The sequence below is a fragment of the Roseomonas haemaphysalidis genome, from assembly GCF_017355405.1.
In the GTDB taxonomy this organism is placed as follows: Bacteria; Pseudomonadota; Alphaproteobacteria; order Acetobacterales; family Acetobacteraceae; genus Pseudoroseomonas; species Pseudoroseomonas haemaphysalidis.
The window spans coordinates 2,353,186-2,371,601 of the sequence record NZ_CP061177.1 but is presented as its reverse complement, the minus strand read 5'-3'; the positions used below and the strand labels follow the sequence as shown (position 1 = coordinate 2,371,601).

General features: G+C 69.7%; 16 protein-coding genes and 2 tRNA genes. 4 read left to right on the top strand and 14 right to left on the bottom strand.

The window, feature by feature from the left end; genetic code table 11:
- Positions 1–72 precede the first annotated feature (72 nt).
- From IAI59_RS10940 to kce, 3 genes are all read right to left on the bottom strand, one after another.
- A complete protein-coding gene (locus IAI59_RS10940; RefSeq protein WP_207417373.1) occupies positions 73–1,674 on the bottom strand; it encodes a cisplatin damage response ATP-dependent DNA ligase in 1,602 nt (533 codons plus the stop codon).
- Entirely contained in the window at positions 1,671–2,729 is a 1,059-nt protein-coding gene (locus tag IAI59_RS10935; protein ID WP_419556591.1) for a ligase-associated DNA damage response exonuclease, read from the bottom strand. Before IAI59_RS10935 ends, IAI59_RS10940 begins: the two co-directional genes overlap by 4 nt.
- A 61-nt stretch (positions 2,730–2,790) precedes the next feature.
- A complete protein-coding gene (gene kce, locus IAI59_RS10930; RefSeq protein WP_207417375.1) occupies positions 2,791–3,720 on the bottom strand; it encodes a 3,5-dioxohexanoate:acetyl-CoA acetone transferase in 930 nt (309 codons plus the stop codon).
- 539 nt (positions 3,721–4,259) lie between these two features.
- On the opposite strand from kce, the gene IAI59_RS10925 reads away from it, so the two are divergent.
- Positions 4,260–5,027 carry an SDR family oxidoreductase gene (locus tag IAI59_RS10925; protein WP_207417377.1) on the top strand — a complete coding sequence of 256 codons (768 nt, stop codon included), beginning with the start codon at positions 4,260–4,262 and terminating at the stop codon, positions 5,025–5,027.
- Positions 5,028–5,031: 4 nt separating this feature from the next.
- Here the strand turns inward: IAI59_RS10925 and IAI59_RS10920 are convergent, their stop codons facing one another.
- From IAI59_RS10920 to IAI59_RS10885, 8 genes are all read right to left on the bottom strand, one after another.
- A complete protein-coding gene (locus IAI59_RS10920) occupies positions 5,032–6,738 on the bottom strand; it encodes a hypothetical protein (RefSeq protein ID WP_207417379.1) in 1,707 nt (568 codons plus the stop codon).
- A gap of 112 nt (positions 6,739–6,850) precedes the next feature.
- Positions 6,851–6,927, bottom strand: a tRNA-Pro gene (locus IAI59_RS10915).
- Between the two features lie 65 nt (positions 6,928–6,992).
- Positions 6,993–7,454 (bottom strand): MerR family transcriptional regulator, encoded by a 462-nt coding sequence (locus tag IAI59_RS10910; RefSeq protein WP_207417381.1) that lies wholly within the window; start codon positions 7,452–7,454, stop codon positions 6,993–6,995.
- Positions 7,447–7,755: an integration host factor subunit alpha gene (locus tag IAI59_RS10905; RefSeq protein WP_207417383.1), complete on the bottom strand. Its 309-nt coding sequence runs from the start codon at positions 7,753–7,755 to the stop codon at positions 7,447–7,449. The genes IAI59_RS10910 and IAI59_RS10905 overlap by 8 nt, the downstream gene beginning before the upstream one ends.
- A gap of 176 nt (positions 7,756–7,931) precedes the next feature.
- A complete protein-coding gene (locus IAI59_RS10900; protein WP_207417384.1) occupies positions 7,932–9,239 on the bottom strand; it encodes an RsmB/NOP family class I SAM-dependent RNA methyltransferase in 1,308 nt (435 codons plus the stop codon).
- Positions 9,240–9,246: 7 nt separating this feature from the next.
- Complete coding sequence (gene guaB / locus IAI59_RS10895; protein ID WP_207417385.1) at positions 9,247–10,752, bottom strand: IMP dehydrogenase; 1,506 nt, start codon at positions 10,750–10,752, stop codon at positions 9,247–9,249.
- Between the two features lie 102 nt (positions 10,753–10,854).
- Positions 10,855–11,535 carry an RlmE family RNA methyltransferase gene (locus IAI59_RS10890; protein ID WP_207417386.1) on the bottom strand — a complete coding sequence of 227 codons (681 nt, stop codon included), beginning with the start codon at positions 11,533–11,535 and terminating at the stop codon, positions 10,855–10,857.
- A 12-nt stretch (positions 11,536–11,547) separates the two neighbouring features.
- Positions 11,548–12,570: a Ppx/GppA phosphatase family protein gene (locus IAI59_RS10885; RefSeq protein WP_237181109.1), complete on the bottom strand. Its 1,023-nt coding sequence runs from the start codon at positions 12,568–12,570 to the stop codon at positions 11,548–11,550.
- Positions 12,571–12,800: 230 nt separating this feature from the next.
- Between IAI59_RS10885 and IAI59_RS10880 the strand changes: the two genes are divergently transcribed.
- Positions 12,801–12,874, top strand: a tRNA-Gln gene (locus IAI59_RS10880).
- Between the two features lie 57 nt (positions 12,875–12,931).
- Here the strand turns inward: IAI59_RS10880 and IAI59_RS10875 are convergent.
- Together IAI59_RS10875 and IAI59_RS10870 are read right to left on the bottom strand one after the other, a co-directional pair.
- Positions 12,932–14,101 carry a lactonase family protein gene (locus tag IAI59_RS10875; protein ID WP_207417387.1) on the bottom strand — a complete coding sequence of 390 codons (1,170 nt, stop codon included), beginning with the start codon at positions 14,099–14,101 and terminating at the stop codon, positions 12,932–12,934.
- A complete protein-coding gene (locus IAI59_RS10870) occupies positions 14,094–15,293 on the bottom strand; it encodes a mandelate racemase/muconate lactonizing enzyme family protein (protein WP_207417388.1) in 1,200 nt (399 codons plus the stop codon). Before IAI59_RS10870 ends, IAI59_RS10875 begins: the two co-directional genes overlap by 8 nt.
- Before the next feature lie 147 nt (positions 15,294–15,440).
- On the opposite strand from IAI59_RS10870, the gene IAI59_RS10865 reads away from it, so the two are divergent.
- Together IAI59_RS10865 and cysS are read left to right on the top strand one after the other, a co-directional pair.
- Positions 15,441–15,914 (top strand): GreA/GreB family elongation factor, encoded by a 474-nt coding sequence (locus IAI59_RS10865; RefSeq protein WP_207417389.1) that lies wholly within the window; start codon positions 15,441–15,443, stop codon positions 15,912–15,914.
- A gap of 88 nt (positions 15,915–16,002) precedes the next feature.
- The gene (cysS, locus tag IAI59_RS10860; protein WP_207417391.1) at positions 16,003–17,436 is read left to right on the top strand and encodes a cysteine--tRNA ligase; all 1,434 of its coding nucleotides are present in this window, start codon (positions 16,003–16,005) and stop codon (positions 17,434–17,436) included.
- On the opposite strand, the gene IAI59_RS10855 is transcribed toward cysS, so the two are convergent.
- The gene (locus tag IAI59_RS10855; RefSeq protein ID WP_207417392.1) at positions 17,433–18,332 is read right to left on the bottom strand and encodes a protein-methionine-sulfoxide reductase heme-binding subunit MsrQ; all 900 of its coding nucleotides are present in this window, start codon (positions 18,330–18,332) and stop codon (positions 17,433–17,435) included. The genes cysS and IAI59_RS10855 overlap by 4 nt on opposite strands.
- Between the last annotated feature and the right edge of the window lie 84 nt (positions 18,333–18,416).

Genomic DNA, 18,416 nt, shown 5'->3' with positions numbered 1-18,416 from the left:
CGACCGACGCGGTTCTGCGACAGGCAACGCCCCGCTAACAGCCAAGGTTACAGCGTGCTGGATGAAGAACAGTTAAGATTCGGCTTCGGCCCGGTTTTCCACCATCGCCATCAGCGTTTCCAGGCGGTCCGCCTCGGCCGCCGGCTTGTCCGCCCGCAACCGGGCAATGCGCGGAAAGCGCATGGCGACACCGGATTTGTGCCGGCCGGACAGCTGCGCGGCGTCGAAGACGATCTCCAGCACCAGTTCCTTGGCCACCTCACGCACCGGGCCGAAGCGGCCGGTGGTGTGGTTGCGGATCCAGCGGTCCAGCCACACCAGCTCCTGGTCGGTATAGCCGGAATAGGCCTTGCCGACCGGCACCAACTCCCCGTCCTCCCGCCACAGGCCGAAGGTGTAGTCCGAATAGCTGCTGCTGCGCTTGCCGTGGCCGCGCTGGGCATACATCAGCACGGCATCGACGCTGAGCGGCGCGCGCTTCCACTTCCACCACAGCCCCTTGGGCCGGCCCGCCACATAGGGGCTGTCGCCGCGCTTCAGCATCAGCCCCTCGATGCCCGCCGCCCGCGCGCCATCGCGCAACAGGGACAGCTGCTCCAGCGAGGTGAAGGCGACCTGCGTGGACAGGTCCATCAACCGGGGTTCGGTGCGGAGAAACCAGGCTTCCAGGCGGTCGCGCCGCTGGTCGAAAGGCATGGTCCGCAGGTCCTCGCCATTCTCGAACAGGATGTCGTAAAGGCGCAGGCCGGCGGGAAATTCCTTCAGGAACTTCGGGCCGACCACCTTGCGGTTCAGACGCTGCTGCAAATCCGCGAAGGGCGCGACCTCGCCGTCGCGCATCACCAGCAGCTCGCCGTCCAGCACGGCATGGAAGTCCATGGCATCGACGATCTCGGGAAAGGCGGCGGAATAATCCTCGCCGGTGCGCGACCACAGCTTGCAGCCCCCCGGGCCGGCCGAAACCTGCACGCGCACGCCGTCCCACTTCCATTCGGCGCGATAGGCGGTGTGGTCCAGCGCCGCGATGTCCGGCGCTTCCAGCGGCTGTGCCAGCATGGGCGGGCGGAACACCGGCGCGTCCTTGGGGTCCGGCCGGGGCGCCCGGCCTTCCAGCCAGGCGAACAGCGGCAGGTAAGGCACGGGAATGCCGTGCCAGACCTCCTCGATCTCCTCCACCGGGGTGTTCGACCAGTCCGCCAGCGCCTGCCGCGCCAGACGGGCGGAGACGCCGACGCGCAGCCCGCCGGTCACCAGCTTGATCAGCGCCAGCCGCCCGCCGGAATCCAGCACATCCAGCCATTCCGCGATGATCTGCGGAATCTCGGACTTGGCTGCCAGCTCCAGCGTTTCCACCACCTCGGACAGGTCCGGCGGCGGGCGGTTGGGGCGGGGCTTCGGCTCGGGCCAGAGCAGCGCCACCGTCTCGGCCAGGTCGCCTACGTAGTCGTGGCTCATTGCCAGCAGTTCGGGGTCGGTGCGGCCGGCGGCGAGCTGGCGGATGATGGAGGGCTTCGCCAGCGTGAAAGACAGCTCGCCGGCGATGGCGGCGAGGCCGACGCCACGGTCCGGGTCCGGCTGGGTGGCGAACCAGCGCTTCAGCAGGGCCAGCTTGGCGTTGCGGCCGGGGGTGAAGATCAGCCGCTCCAGCAGGTCGGCGAAGGCGGGCAGGCTCATGCGGCGGGCTCCTCGGCCGCCACGTCGGCTTCCACCTCGTCTTCCTCGCGGCCCAGCAGATGCAGGGCCCGGCCGCGCACGCCGCGCAGGCCCAGCGCGTGGGTCAGGGCGTCTTCCCGCCCATGCGTCACCCAGACCTCGGGGGCGCCCACCTCCTCGATGGTGTTCAGCAGGTCCGGCCAGTCGGCGTGGTCGCTGACCACCAGCGGCAGCTCCACCCCACGTGCCTTGGCCCGCTGCCGCACCCGCATCCAGCCCGAGGCCACCGCCGTCACCGGGTCCGCCAGCCGGCGCATCCAGGGGTTGGCCTCGGCGCTCGGGGGCGCCAGCACGATCTCGCCCGGCAGCACCGTCTCGCCCCGCTTGGCCGGGCGCGGCACCGGCCGCAACTCGCCGAGCCCGATGCCGAAGCGTTCGTACAGCGCGCACATGGAGGCCTGGGCGCCGTGCAGATAGATCGGCTTCTCGTAGCCGATCTGCCGCAGCTCCGAGATCAGCCGCTGGCACTTGCCCAGCGCGTAGCAGCCGACAAGGTGCGCGCGTTCCGGAAACAGTGCCACGCTGGCCAGCAGCCTCTGCATCTCCGCCCGCGCCGGCGGGTGCTGGAACACCGGCAAGGCGAAGGTCGCCTCCGTCACGAAGACGTCGCAGGGCACCGGCTGGAACGGCAGGCAGGTGGGGTCGGCCTGCCGCTTGTAGTCGCCGGACACGACGATGCGGCTGCCCCGCCAGTCCAGCACCACCTGCGCCGAACCGAGCACGTGGCCGGCCGGCACCAGGGTGACGCGGACGCCGTTGTGCTCGATCGGGCGGTCATAGGCCAGTACCTGCTGGGTGTTGCCCGCCCTGCCCTCGCCCAGCCGGGCGGTCATGATGGCCAGCGTTTCGGCGGTGCCGAGCACGGCGTCGTGGTAGGGGCGCGCGTGGTCTGAATGGCCGTGGCTGATGATGGCGCGGTGCACCCCGGCCTGGGGGTCGATAAAGAAGTCCCCGGGCTCGCAATACAGTCCTTGCGGCAGGACCTTGATCCAGGTGTCGGGGTGTGGCGGTGCGATGTTCACGCCCGTTGTAACGTGGGCGGGGCGGTGAGGTTGTCGCGCCGCCGCCCCCGCCGCCCTAGAAGCCGACCTTGTCGCCGCCCTTGAGCTGCAGCATCGCACGGGCCTCGTCCGGCGTCGCGACCTCCAGCCCCAGCCCCTCGATGATCTGCCGCGCGGCGCGCACCTGCTCGGCATTCGTTTGCGCCAGCCGGCCGGGGCCGGACCACAGGCTGTCTTCCAGCCCGACGCGGACGTTGCCGCCCATCGCCGCCGCCATGGCGGCGATGTTGAGCTGGTTGCGTCCGGCACCGAGCACCGACCACTGGTAGCTGTCGCCGAACAACCGGTCGGCGGTGCGCTTCATGTGCAGCACGTCCTCCGGGTGGTTGCCGATGCCGCCTTGCAGGCCGAACACGGTCTGGATGAACAGCGGCGCGCGAACCAGCCCCTGATCGTGGAAATATTTGAGGTTGTAGAGATGCGCAGTGTCGTAGCACTCGAACTCAAACCGCGTGTCGTTGCCGGCGCAGGTGGTCAGGATGTGCTCGATATCGCCGAAGCTGTTGCGGAAGATGATGTCCTTGTTGCCAAGGTAGTCCCGCTCCCACTGGTGCTTCAGGTCCTTGAAGCGGTTCAGCATGCCGAACAGGCCGAAGTTCATGGAGCCAAGGTTCAGCGAGGCGACTTCCGGCTTGAAGGTCGCGGCCGGCCGCACGCGCTCCTGGATGCTCATGGTCGGCGCGCCACCGGTGGTCAGGTTCACCACGACATTGGAACGCTGCTTGATGACCGGCAGGAACTTCGCGAAGGCTTCCGGCGACTGTTCGGGCTGGCCGGTCTCGGGGTCGCGGGCATGCAGGTGGACGATGGCGGCCCCGGCCTCTGCGGCGCCGATGGCGGCTTCCGTGATCTCCTCCGGCGTCACCGGCAGGTAGGGCGACATGGAGGGGGTGTGGATCGCCCCCGTCACGGCGCAGGTGATGATGACTTTGCGCTTGGTGGCCATGCTTGTTCAGCCTTTCCTGCTGGCGGTTCGCCACACGGTCGCCGCGAAAGCCCGCCGCGTTGGCGGCTGCAAAGGCTGGCGGGCGGCACCGCTTGCCAGCTGCTGCACAGGCAGTTTGGAGGGAGACTCGGTCACATACGTTTCCATCCGGCACCTTTGCGGCGCCTGTTACTGCGTTCTGGGATCAGGGATATCATGGTGTAGCCCCGAGACCCTGTCTATGCTGGCCCTGGCATGAGCCCGGCGGTCGCGGGCCCGCCTCTGGTGGACCGCCGCACCCTCGGCAAAAGCGCGCTTGGCCGCCAGCCCCGCTGCAACGCACGCCACCGCAACTCGCCACCGCGTCGGTTTCTGCCCTGCCCATGGCATTGATCCGCGACGGGCCTGCATGCCAGTTCCGAACGACCGAGCAACGGCACGGCATTGCGCCGCCATGCCGACGCGCTGGCAGCCATCGCGTCCGATATCGACCAGGTGGCATACTTCAGCATCGCCCGCGGCATCCTGCCGGCAGAGGCACAGGCAAGGAAACGTCCACCATGGATCTAGGTATCGAAGGGCTGCGCGTGCTGGTGACGGCCGGCGCCAACGGCATCGGCCGTGGAATCGTCGAGGCATTCCTGGCGGAAGGCGCCCGCGTCTTCACCTGCGACGTGGACGAGGACAGTCTGGCCACCCTCCCCGCCGGCGTGGGCCATCTCCCGGCCGACGTTGCCGACCGCGGGCAGGTCGCTACCCTGGTTTCCGATGCGGTGGCGCATCTCGGCGGGCTGGACGTGCTGGTGAACAATGCCGGCATCGCCGGGCCCACCGGCCGCGTGGAGGACATCGCGCCGGAAGACTGGGACCGCTGCCTGTCCGTCTGCCTGACCAGCCAGTTCAACTGCGCACGCTTGGCGGTGCCGCACCTGCGGGCCAGCAGCAATCCCTCCATCGTCAACATGTCGTCGGTCGCCGGGCGATTCGGCTTTGCCCTGCGCAGCCCCTATTCCGCGGCGAAGTGGGGCGTGATCGGCTTCACCAAATCACTGGCGATCGAGCTGGGCGATGCGGGCATCCGCGTCAATGCCATCCTGCCCGGGCTGGTGGCGGGCGACCGGCAGCGGCGGGTGCTGGAAGCCAAGGCACAACAGCGCGGCATGCCCTTCGCCGAGGTCGAGAAGGCCGCGTTCTCCTACGTTTCCATCAAGGACTACATCACGCCACAGCAGATCGCGGACCAGATCCTGTTTCTGTGCAGTCCGCGCGGCCGCACCATCTCGGGACAGGCGATCGCGGTGGACGGCGACACCCGCATGCTGGCCTGAGCCGTCAGGTGAACAGCTCGGCCACCCAAAGGCGCGTGGCCGGGCCGCTGAACTGACGGACCGCCAGGGCATTCTTCCCCAGCGTCGCCACTCCGGGTGGTACCTGCCATAGCTGGAACGGCGCGCCGCCATCCTCGTCCGGCAGGCCGATGGCGGCGTCCGTGTTCGCGCGCGGCAATGCCTGGCCGTTCAACGACACACGCCACTGGGCATCCGGCGCCGGCGCCCCGCCACTGCGACGGTCAGCGATCGCCAGCCGCAGCCACGCGCCGCGCGAACCGGGGGCGGCACCGACGTTCATTCGCAACGGCACGCTCGCGGTATCCGCGCGCAGGTCCTGCGGCAGGGACTGCTCGGGAATGCCATCGGCATAGGCCACCGCGAGAAACCAGGAGCCGTATCTCTGGGGCGCCGCCGCCGGCTGCTTGACCTGCCGCACCACCGGCCAGGGCGGCTCGCGGTCCGTGCGGAAGGCGGCGGGCAGAGCGGCATTTTGCCGGTAGTATACGAAGTTGAAGAACGACACGCCGGCCATGCCGTGTTCCGCCGCCAGCCGGGCGGTGCTGAGAAAGTCATCCGGCTGGCACAGCAGCATCGGCTCTTCGTCCGGTGCGCGCTGCTCGCGCGGGCGCAGGCCGTTCAGCCGCACGTGCTTGCCCTGGCCCAGTTCCAGCGTTACCTGCAACCCGTCCAGCGCCTGCCGGGTGGCGGCGAAGTCGAGGTCCTGGCTGGTGAAGGTATGGGCGGACAAGGTGACCCGGTCCACGCCCACGCGCCGCAGCATGTCGGGCGACAGCCCGAGATCGGCCCAGCCGGCCAGCCGTAGCGGCAGGCGCAGCGCCAGGGCCGCCCGCGGGGCGCCGCTTTGCGGCCGGCCGTGCCGGTCCAGCGCGGCACGGATGCGCGCCAGGAACGCCTGCATCACGGCCGCGCGCTGCGCCCGCGGTGCATCGTCGCGGAAGAACAGCGGAAAGCGCATGTAGTCCAGCTCCAGCCCGTCGATCGGATAGGTGCGGACCAGTTCCTCCAGGATGGCGGCACGGTACTCGACCACCGCGGGCACCGCCCAGTTCCACAACCGCCCCCGCCAGGCGCGGCGATTGGTGTAGTCGGGCGGCGACGGATCGATGCGCCATTCGGGATGCTCGAACTGCGCGCGGGGTATCGATTCCAGCCCGCGCAGCGGCGCCGCGTCGTATCGCGGGTCGTCGTGAAAGGAGCGCCATTGTTCCGGCGTTGCGCCCGCGAAAAAGACCGCGTGCTGGTCGTTCAGGCGGATGGACGCCGTCAACGGCACGCGGCGCTTGCGGGCTTGCGCCAGGTAGCTGGCCAGCACGTCGCCGCCCTGCATCATGTAGCGGCCAAAGGCACTGGGGCGCCCGCCATAGGTTTCGTAGAACCAACGGTAATGCGCATCCGCGGGCTCGATGGTGCTTTTCCACCAGGGCAGCCACGCGACGCCGGGCTGCACCACGTAGTGGTCGGCACCGGCATCCACCGCCTCGTCCAGCGAAGCCGCGAACATCGCCTCGTTCAGCGTTTCGCGGTTGGGGCGCCAGGGCGCGAGGTTGGTGAGGATCTGCGTGACGTCGTCGGAATAATACACCCGGAGCGGCGCGGTCGCCGCCCGGCCCTGCGCGGCAGGCAGCAGGGCGGCCAGTGGTGAGGCCAGCAGCGCCCGCCGGCGGAGACTCCAGGATGTCAGGGGCATGCGGCTCTCCGGTCACGCGTCGGGACCAGCCTGCCGTTCGGCACAAGCGACAGCAACCCCGCAGCATGCGGCCAAGTCGTCGCCAGTCAGAGATATCAGGAGGGGGGAGAGATGGTCGGAATGGCGGGATTCGAACCCACGACCCCTTGTCCCCCAGACAAGTGCGCTACCAGGCTGCGCCACATTCCGATGGACGGGGGCATAGCACCGCCCTTCCCCATCCTCAAGCCCCCGCGACGGGGAAAGGCAATGCTCTAGATGCCGGGCTGCGCCAGGGCGCGCAGTTCGGCGGCGAGCTCCTCCAGCTCGGCCAGCGCGGCCAACAGCGCGGCGCGGCCGGGCTCCGTCGGCGGCTCCGGCGCGATATCCTGGTTCGCGGTGTCCGACTCGGCTTCCTGCGCCTCGGCGGCGTCCAGACCACCTTCGCGCAACAGGCGCTGCACGCCCTTGATGGTGTAGCCCTGGGTGTAGAGAAGGTCGCCGATCCGGCGCAGCAGCGCGATGTCCTCGGGCCGGTAATAGCGCCGGCCGCCGCCACGCTTCAGCGGCTTCAACTGGGGAAACTTGGTTTCCCAGAACCGCAGCACGTGCTGCGGGATGTTCAGGTCCTCGGCCACTTCGCTGATCGTGCGAAAGGCAGTGGGCGCCTTGCGCGGCCGGCCGACGGCATCGACGGTAGGCTCGATCTCCTCGCCGGGCAGCATCTCGTCAATCATCGTGGGCCGGCACCGCTTCGCCGTTCAGGCGTGCCTTCAATACCTGGCTGGGCCGGAAAGACAGAACGCGGCGGGGCATGATCGGCACCTCCACCCCGGTCTTCGGATTGCGGCCGACACGAAGGCCTTTCTGCCGCACGGTGAACGTCCCGAACGCGGAAATCTTGACCGCCCGCCCTGCTTCCAGGGCCGCGGACACTCGCTCCAGCACGTCCTCCAGCAACTCGGCACTCTCGTTGCGGGAGAGTCCGACCTGGGCGTAAATCGCCTCGGCGAGCTGCGCCCGCGTAATCGTATTCATGACCGGTCGCGGCCCATGCCAGAAAATCCTCGCAACCCACTCTAGATGCAAAGAAAACCGGCAAGGACCCTAAGCGTCAACCACGCCGTGGCCCCTGGTGGGGTCGCAGCAGCAAGTGCCGGGGCACAGTGACAAATGCGCCACAGATGTGGCGCACCCATCACGCTTTTTTGGACTCAGGCGCGACGTTGCAACACGGCTGCGAAGAAACCATCCGTGCCGTGCCGATGCGGCGACAACTGCATCCAATTGCCTTCCACGGGCGGCGGCGGGGAATCGGTCGCCTCCTGCCACGCCTGAAGAAAGGGCACCGTCTCGAATTCCGGGTGCCGGACCAAAAAATTGTCCACCTGGGCCACGTTTTCTTCCGGCAGCAGGGAGCAGGTCGCGTAGATCAGCCGTCCCCCCTTGCCCACCAGCGGCGCGGTGGTGTCCAGGATCTCGCGCTGCTTGTCCGCCAGCTCCCGCACGTCGCGCGGCGTGGTGCGCAGCCGGGCATCCGGATTGCGCCGCCACGTGCCGGTCCCGGTGCAGGGCGCATCCACCAGCACGCGGTCGAACTGCCCGGCGCGGCGCTTCACCCAACGATCTCCCGGCTCCAGCAGGTGCCGCTCGGCGTTGTCCACCCCGGCGCGGCGCAGGCGCTTCACGGCGCCTTCCAACCGGGTGTTCGAAACGTCGCAGGCGACGATGCGGCCCTTGTTGCCCATGGTGGCGGCGACGGCCAGCGTCTTGCCCGCCGCGCCGGCGCAGTAATCCGCCACCCGCATGCCGGGCTTGGCGCCGGTCAGCAACGCGATCAGTTGGCTGCCCTCGTCCTGGATCTCCACCAGCCCATCCGCGAAGGCCTTGCTGGCCAGGATCGGACGCCGGTCGGGCATGCGCAGGCCCCAGGGCGACCAGGGGGTCACCTCGGTCGGGATGCCCTCGGCCGCCAGGGCGGCGGCGGCGCCCTCGCGCGTGGTGCGCAGCAGGTTGGCGCGCAGGTCCAGCGGCGCGGCGCTGTCCATCGCCTCCGCCTCGGCCGCCAGTTCGGTGCCGAAGCGGATGCGGAACGGTTCCAGCGCCCAGTCCGGCAGGTTCAGCCGGATCGCCTCCGGCATGTCGGAGGAGGCAAGCTGGCGGCCGGCCAGCGCCGCCACCGCGCGGCGCTCGCCCGGGTCCAGCGGCGGCGGATTGAAGCGCCCGCCGGCATAGCCCTGGTCCACGCCGTCCAGCGTCCAGCCCTCGGCCAGCACCAGATGCGCCATCACCAGGTGGCGCGGCTCCAGCGGCAGGCCGACCTGCTGCAGGTGCCAGTTCAGGCGCAGCCGCTGGCGCAGCACGCCCCAGGCCCGCTCCGCCACCGCGCGCCGATCACCGCTGCCGATGTAGCGGCGGCCCCGGAAGAAGTCGTTGGCCGTGGCATCGGCCGGGCGGCGCGGCGTGGCATCGACATCCGCCACCAGGGCGATGACGGCGGCGATGCGGGCGGATGGGGTCAAGGTCTGCTCAGCCTTCCTGGCGGTAGTTCGGTGCTTCGCGCGTGATGGCCACGTCGTGCACATGCGACTCGCGCAGCCCGGCGCCGGTGATACGGCGGAAGGTGCAGTTGCGCTGCATGTCCGGGATGGTGGCGTTGCCGGTGTAGCCCATGGCCGACTTCAGCCCGCCCACCATCTGGTGGATGACGTTGCCGACCGGACCCTTATAGCCAACACGGCCCTCGATCCCTTCCGGCACCAGCTTGAGTTGGTCCTGCACCTCGGCCTGGAAGTAGCGGTCGGCCGAGCCCCGCGCCATGGCGCCGATCGAGCCCATGCCGCGATACGCCTTGTAGGAACGGCCCTGGTACAGGAATACCTCGCCCGGCGCCTCATCCGTGCCGGCGAACATGCTGCCCATCATGGCGCAGTCGGCGCCCGCCGCGATGGCCTTGGCGAGATCGCCGGAAGAGCGGATGCCGCCGTCGGCGATGGCCGGCACGCCGGCCTCATGCGCCGCGGCCGAGCATTCCATCACCGCCGTGAGCTGCGGCACGCCGACACCGGCGACAATGCGCGTGGTGCAGATGGAGCCGGGACCGATGCCGACCTTCACCGCGTCCGCGCCCGCCTCGGCCAGGGCCCGCACCGCTTCCGGCGTGGCCACGTTGCCGGCGATCACCTGCACGGTGTTGGACAGGCGCTTGACCCGCTCGATCACCTTCATGACACCGGCCGAATGGCCGTGGGCGGTGTCGACCACCACCACGTCCACCTCGGCCTCGATCAGCAGCTCGGCGCGGCGGATGCCGTCCTCGCCCGTGCCGGTGGCGGCGGCGGCGCGCAGCCGGCCCATGGAATCCTTGGCGGCGTTCGGGTTGGCCGTCGCCTTGTCCATGTCCTTGACGGTGATCAGCCCGATGCAGCGGTACTGGTCGTCCACCACCAGCAGCTTCTCGATGCGGTGCTTGTGCAGCAGCTCGCGGGCCTTGGCGGGGGACACGTCGCTGGTGACGGTGACGAGGTTTTCCCGCGTCATCAGCTCATAAACGCGCACGTTGGGGTCGGTCGCGAAGCGCACGTCGCGGTAGGTCAGGATGCCGACCAGCCGCTTGCTGTCGCGCTCCACCACGGGAATGCCGCTGATGCGATGCGCGGCCATCAGCGCCTGCGCCTCGGCCAGCGTCTGGTCGGGGTGGATGGTGACGGGGTTCACCACCATGCCGCTTTCGAACTTCTTGACCTGGCGCACGGCGGCGGCCTGCTGCTCGGCGCCCAGGTTCTTGTGGATCACCGCGATGCCGCCGGCCTGCGCCATGGCGATGGCCATCGGCCCTTCGGAGACCGTGTCCATCGCGGCGGCAACCAGCGGGATGTTCAGGGAGATCTCGCGCGTGAAGCGCGTCCGCACGTCGGCCTGGGCCGGCAGCACGGTGGAATAGGCGGGGACCAGCAGCACGTCGTCGAAGGCATAGGCCTCGGCGATGATGGAATGCCCCTGGGGGCGCTGCGGGGGGAGAGAATCATTTGCCATGGCGGGAAACCTTTCGCGGCGCGTTCCGCTGCCTTGGCGGTGCGTCCTACCCCCGATACCCCGCCTTGGGCAAGCGCCAGGCTTCTGCCACCCGCGCGTGGCTCACCTGCTTCCGCCGCGGAACCCCTGCGCCACCACGTACATCTCCGCGCTGCCCTTGCGGCTGGCCGGCGGCTTGGCGTGCTTCACGGAAGCGAAGTCGCGCTTCATGCGGTTCAGCAGGTCGCGCTCCGTGCCGCCCTGGAAAGCCTTGGCGACAAAGCCGCCGCCCGGCACCAGCACCTTGGACGCGAAGTCCAGCGCCAGGTCGATCAGCCCGAGGATGCGCAGGTGGTCCGTGGCGTTGTGCCCGGTGGTGTTGGGCGCCATGTCGGACAGCACAAGGTCCGCTGGGCCGTCCAGCACGCGCAGGACCTCCTGCTCCACCGCCACGTCCTCGAAATCGCCCTGCAGCAGCGTGGCGCCGACGATCTCATCCATGGGCAGGAGGTCGAGCCCGACGACCTTGCCCGCCCCGCCCACGCGTTGCACCGCCACCTGGGTCCAGCCGCCCGGCGCGGCGCCGAGATCGACCACCCGCTGTCCGGGTTTGAACAGCGAATACTTCTCGTCCAGCTCGATAATCTTGAAGGCGGCACGCGATCGCCACCCGGCCGCCCGCGCCGCGCGGACGTAGGGATCGTTCAGCTGCCGCTCCAGCCACTTCTGGCTGGCGGTGGTGCGTCCCTTGGCGGTGCGCAGGCGGGTGGACAGGCCACGCCCGCCCTCGATCGGCGGCTTCAAGACAGGAATACCTCAGGAATATGGCTGGCTGGCGTGGCGCGCGGGCGCCGGCGGGCGCCGCGCACGGGTGCTTTCTTCCCGCATCATACGCTGCAGCATGCCTTCGCGCAGCCCGCGATCGGCCACCGTGACGCAGGAGGACGGCCAGACCCGGCGGATGGCGGCGTAGATGGCGCAACCCGGCAACACGAAGTCCGCCCGCTCCGGGCCCACGCAGGGGTGCAGGCGCAGCCCCTCACGGCCGAGCATGAACAGATCGCGCAATGCCTGGTCGGCATCGGCGCAATCCAGGATCCGGCCATCCACCATAGGCCGCGAATACCGCGGCAAGGCCAGCGCGACGCCCGCCAGGGTGGTGACGGTGCCGCTGGTGCCCATCAGCCGCACGCCGCCCGCCCGCATTTCCTGGCCGATGCAATGCACCCGGTCGAAGCGGGTCAGTGCCTCGGCCACCTCGTTCACCACGGTGTCGAAGCCTTCCGGCGTGAAGCAGCACAGGTTGGCGCGTTCCGCCAGAGTGACCACGCCCAGCGGCAGCGAAACATAGCCGATCAGCGAGGCCTGCCCGTTGTCGCCGCGGATCCAGGCGATCTCGGTGCTGCCGCCGCCGATGTCGAACAACAGCGCGCGCCGGTCCTGTGGCCCGAGCAGCGGCACGCAAGATTCCATGGCCAGTTCGGCTTCCTCGCGCGCGGGGATGATGCGCAGCGGCAGACCGGTGATATCCCGCGCCCGGGCAATGAATTCCGCGCCGTTCGCCGCCTGCCGGCAGGCCTCGGTCGCGACGGCGAGGATGCGGCGCAGCGGCCGGCGGGACAGCTTCTGCGCGCAGGCCTGCAAGGCCTGGCCGGCGCGTTCCATCGCATCCACAGACAGTCGGCCACTGGCGCCCAGCCCTTCCCCGAGCCGGACCACGCGGCTGTAGCTGTCCACGACCTTGATGGTGCCGGACGCGGTGGGGGTGCCGACCAGGAGGCGGCAATTGTTGGTGCCGAGGTCTATGGCCGCGAAGGCACCCGCAGGAACGCCTGCCACCAGGGGTGGCTGATACAGGGGGAATGCGGAACAGGCGCTGGGTGCTGAGGGTTCTGACATGGTCGTTTGATCCGGAGTACCAAGCGATGGAACGCCATGCATGGAACCGGGGGGTGCAATGATCCGGCCTGGAGAGCCATGGGGCAAGTGATTTTGCCGTCAGCGAAGAAATGGTGCGCCGGGTGGCTTGCGTCCACCCCGACCCGCTGCTATCTGCCCGTCCGCGCCGTTGGGGAATAGTTTAACGGTAGAACTCCCGACTCTGACTCGGGCAGTCTTGGTTCGAATCCAGGTTCCCCAGCCATTGCGCTCAGCAGAGGCCTCACTCCCAGTGAGGCCTTTTTCTGTTTTGCGCGGTGGATCATTCCGTGGGCCGGAAGCCGCACCAGAACACCGCCCCGGCCTCTGGCGCGGTGTCATATTTGCGCTGAAAGCTCAGGCAGCCTTCGCCCGACACCGCGAAAACGGAAAGCCCCGCCGCGACCGCCTGGACGGCATTGTCCCGTCGCACCGCCAAGGGCGCGACGCTGCCGGCCACCAGCATGCCGCCGCCCGGATGGATCGCGAAGCTGCGGCAATGGATGCCACGCGTATCGACCACCTCCCGCAGGCCGGGCACGCCGGTATCCGGATCGATGGCGAAGCAGGCAATGCTGTTCTGTCCCTCGCCATGCACCATGGTGCCCTGGAATGGCACGGTGCCGTCCGAGCGGTTGGCGACATAGACATGCCGGCCACCGGGGTGGAGATGCACCGCCCCCGCGTATTGCTCGGGCGCCAGCCGCCCTGCCCCATCCGGCACGGTGTCAGCGGCGGCAAAGGCGGCGGGGGCGCCCGGCCCATAAGCCAGCAGGCGGTTGCCCCGCTCCAGCGACACATACATCCAGGGCCGGGTGGGGTGCAGGTCCACGTGCCGGGGGCCGAACAGCAGCCCATCGCCTTCCGTGACAGCCTGCCGCCAGGTCAGGCGCCCGTCCGCGAGATCCAGCAGCACCAGCGCACCCGGGTCTGCGGGGCGGTCCGCCGTGGCATCGCTGCCCCGGCAGCTCACGACCACCTGCCCACCCCCGGGCAGCACCCGGGCCTGATGCGGATAAGACCCCAGGCGCAGGTCGGCCCCCTGAACCACCGCAGGACCGATGGCGCCGTCCGGTTGCAGGCGGTGCACGACCACCTGGGCGGGGCTGTTGCAGGTCAGGAGCAGCCAATGGCCCTGCGGGTCCAGCGTCACATGGATCGGACGGTTGCCCAGCGGCACCGGCGGGCCGAAGGGCGCCAGGGTGCCGTCGCGCGGGTCGATCCGAAAGGCTGCCACGCCATGGGTGTCATCGCCCCCGGGCACGGCACGGTTGCTGTAGGCCGCGTACAGCAGCGGCAATCGCGGATGAAACCACGCGTATTGCACCGCCGCCGGCAGCGACACGCCGGGCAGGGCTTCCAGCACCATCGCCGCCGCATCCGCCACATGGGGCACCAGCCGGGGGCCGATCGCGACATACAGCAGGGCCGGCACATCGCCCTGGTCAGACATAGGCGGTCGAACCATCGGGCTTGGTGGTAACCTTCCGCTCCCAATGAATGTAGCGGTCCGTCTTTAACCAATCCTCGTCGATCTCGACCCCCCAGCCGGGCCGGTCCGGCCGCAGCTCGAGGTAGCCAGCCTTCGGCAGGTAGGGGTCCAGCACGTAGCGGGCCTCGCCCTGCGGCGTCTTGATCGGCGCGGCGGAGCCGCCGCCCTCGAACACGTAGTTGGCGCCGTTGGGCAACCGGTATTCGAGGATCCGGAAGTTCGTGCAGGCGGCGCTGAAATGCAGATTCACGGCTGTGGCCAGGGGGCCCATCGGGTTGTGCGGCGCGATGGACACGAAATGCGCCTCGGCCAGCGTGGCGATGCGCCGCATCTCGCTGATGCCGCCGACCACGCAGACGTCCGGCTGCACGATGTCGCAGCCACGCACCTGCAACAGCCGCAAAAACTCATGCCGGCTGAAATAGGATTCCCCGGTGGCCAGGGTGCAATGCAGCTCGCTGTGCAGTTGCCCCCAGGCATCGAAGTTCTCCGGGCGGATCGGCTCCTCGAAGAACAACGGATCATAGGGCGCCAGGGCGTTGCCCAGCTGCGCCGCCTGGCGCGGCTCGAAGATCTTCGCGTGCGCGTCGAAGGCGATGTCGTAGCGGCTGTCCACCGTTTCGCGCAGCATGCGGAAGTATTCGGCGCTCGTCCGCACCACCTCGCCCCAGCGGTTGGCGTGCATGTCGATGCGGTAGGGACTGAGCTTGAAGGCATCGAAGCCCCAGCCGCCCTGCAGGGCATCCATCTCGTCGCGCGCCTGGATGGGGTCGGGCGCGGTGTAGACGCCGGCATACACCCGCACGCGGTCGCGCACCGCGCCGCCCAGCAGCATGTACACCGGCACGCCTAGCGCCTTGGCCGAGATATCCCACAGGCAATGGTCGATCGCGGAGATCGCCGCCAGCCCCAGCGCGCCGGGCGGAAACCGGCTTTGCTGCATCAGGTAATGCGTCAGGTATTCCACCCGCCGTGGGTCGCGGCCGGCGAGAAAGGTGGCGTAGTATTCCAGAAGCGGCAGCAGCGCCCGGTCCGGGCCGTGGTTGTAGCACTCGCCCCAACCCGTGATGCCCTGGTCGGTGTCGATGGCCAGCAGCACGCGCGGGCGGTCCTTGTCGCGCGTCATGAAGGCGCGAAGTCGCTCGATCTTCACGGTCGGATCCTCATCAGCCTGTCCGGCGGCTTGCGCCGCTCTCGCTTGATTTGAAGCGCAGAACCGCGAGGGGCGCCAGACAGAACTGCTATTGCAGTCACGCGAGCTGCCTTCCCGCGTTACCTCAGCAGAGCAGGAGTAACGCCCATGAGCCGTGCGTTCGTGTCCGAGGAATCGGCCGAGGCCGCCGCCGCGCAACTGCCGGAACGCCCGGTCAGCACCGCGCCCAACCTGGTGACGCGGGAGGGCCTGCGCAGCATCGATGCCGAGGTCGCCCGCCTGGAAGCCGCGCTGGCAGAAACCGGCGCGGACCACCCGGACCATGCCCGCCTGGCGCGGGACCTGCGCTACTGGCGCGCCCGCCACGCCACCGCCCAGCTGGTCCCGCCGCCGGGAGCCGCGCCGCGCGAGGTGGTGTTCGGTGCCAGGGTGACGCTGCGGCGCGATGGCGGCAGCGTCACCTACCGCATCGTCGGCGAGGACGAGGCCGACCCGGCCAAGGGCCTGCTGGCCTATACCGCGCCGCTGGCGGTGGCGCTGACCGGCGCCGTGGAGGGCGAGGTGGTGGAGGTCGGCGGCGGGCGCCCGGCGGTGACCGTGGAGCGCATCGCGGCGGCCTGACGCGGATTGCACCCTGGGCGGGGCGGGGCCGGGCGGCTAGGATGCGCGCCCTTCCCGCCCCTCGAACCACCCGACAGGCCCCGACTGGATGACCGAACTCGCCTTCCACAACAGCGCCACCCGCCGGCGTGAGGCCTTCGCGCCGATCGACCCCGAGCATGTGCGCCTCTACGTGTGCGGGCCGACGGTCTATGATCTCGCGCATCTGGGCAATGCGCGGCCCGTGGTGGTGTTCGACGTGCTGGCACGCCTGCTGCGCGGCCGGTTTCCCCGCGTCACCTATGTCCGCAACATCACGGACGTGGACGACAAGATCAACGCGCGTGCCGCGGAAAGCGGCGAAAGCATCGGCGCCATCACCGCCCGCACCACCGCCGGCTTCCATGCCGACATGGTGGCGCTGGGCTGCCTGCCGCCGGACGAAGAGCCGCGCGCGACCGACAACATCGCGCCGATGATTGCCATCATCGAGAAGCTGATTGGCAACGGCCACGCCTATGAGGCCGAGGGGCATGTGCTGTTCGCCGTATCCAGCTACCCGTCCTACGGCGCGCTGTCCGGGCGCACGCCGGACGAGATGCTGGCCGGTGCCCGCGTGGAGGTCGCGCCCTACAAGCGTGACCCCGGCGACTTCGTGCTGTGGAAGCCGTCCGACGACGCCACCCCGGGCTGGGACAGCCCCTGGGGCCGCGGCCGGCCCGGCTGGCACATCGAATGCTCGGCCATGTCCTGGCGCTACCTCGGCCCGGAATTCGACATCCACGGCGGCGGTCACGACCTGATCTTCCCGCACCACGAGAACGAGCTAGCGCAATCCGCCTGCGCCTTTCCGGGCAGCGGCTTCGCGCGCTTCTGGCTGCACAACGGCATGCTGCTGGTGGACGGCGAGAAGATGTCCAAGTCGCTCGGCAATTTCCTGACGGTGCGCGACATCCTGCAACGCGGCGCCTGGGCCGGGGAGGCCTTCCGCCTGCTGCTGCTGAAGACCCACTACCGCTCCGCGCTGGACTACACTGCCGAGCGGCTGGACGAGGCCCGGGGCGAGCTGGACGACTTCTATGCCCTGCTGGCGCGCGACCTGCCGGTGCCGGAAGCGGACGACGCGCTGGTGGCGGAGATGGCGGAATGGGCCATGGCCCCCCTGGCGGATGACCTGAACACCCCGCTGGCCGTGGCGCGCCTGCGCGACCTGCGGACGCTGGAAAACGTCGCCACCGTCGGCGGCTCGGACAAGGCGGTGCTGGGGCGGATCGGGCGTGACTGGGCGCCGCAATCGGGCCAGGCGGCGGCGGCGCTGCGCCAGGCCGCCGGCGTGCTGGGCCTGCTGGCCGGGGATGCCAAGGCGTGGCGCCAGGGCGGCGCGGCGGACGGCAACGCCGCCATCGAGGCCGCCATCGCCGCGCGCCTGGCGGCCCGGGCGGCGAAGGACTGGGCGGAAGCCGACCGTATCCGCGCCGATCTCACCGCCCAGGGTATCGTGCTGGAGGATGGCGCCGGCGGCACCACCTGGCGGCGCGCCTAGGCCACGGCCCGCCGCGCCGGCCGCTTGCGGGACTGCCGCCAGCGGCCAAAGGCGCCCACCAGGACCATGCCGGCGGCGACGATGCCGACCCACAAGGCCGGGCGCAGGCCGAACTCGACGTCCAGGTTGGCTTGCAAGACCGGCAGCGCCGGGATGCCGGTGAACAGCCCGTACCACGAGGCCTCGATCAACGCCGTGCCCACCGCCGCCGCGGGCACCAGCAGCGCGAGCTGCCACAACGGCGGTGCCGAGCCCTTGCTGCCGGCGAGGCGGTACAGCATCAGCCACAGGAACAGCCCGGAGGTCAGCATCGCCTCCGTCACGTCCAGCTTGGTTTGCAGAATGAAGTGGACCATGGCCAGCAGCGCGATGGCATAGGCCGCGCGGTGCAGCAGCTGCCAGCGGCGCCCGCCCATCCGCTTCACCCAGCCGTCCGTCGAGGTGATGCCCAGCGCCACCAGCCCGGCCAGCGCCACGAAGCCGATCGTCAGGTAGAAGCGCAGCACGATCTCGGTCGCCACCTTCACCAGGTCGAAGCCCTGGTCGGCGATGTAGAGCGTGAAGTGGCCCAGGATGTAGGTCATGGCCGCCACGCCCACCATGCGGCGCACCAGCATCACGCGCGGCTCCCGCAGCAGTTGCCGCAGGGGGGACACCAGCAGCGATAGCAGCAGGATGCGCGTGCCCCACAGTCCGGTCTGATGGATCGCTTCCATCAGCGGGCGCCCGCCCAGGGTCCCGGCCGCCGCCTGATAAGCCAGCCACAGGGCCGGCAGGCAAAGCGCCGCGAGCACCGTGGCCTTGAAGGGGGAAAAGGCACCCTGTCGATCCCGCCATGGCGCGCGGGTGCCAGGACGTGACGGGGCGGCAGTGGCCGGGGCGGCACGGGTGCTCATGCGGGGTCGGTGTCCTTGGGTGGCGGCACGTCTGCGCGGTCGCATGTGGGGTGGCGGGGGCCGCGCAACAGGTGGACCCCTTGC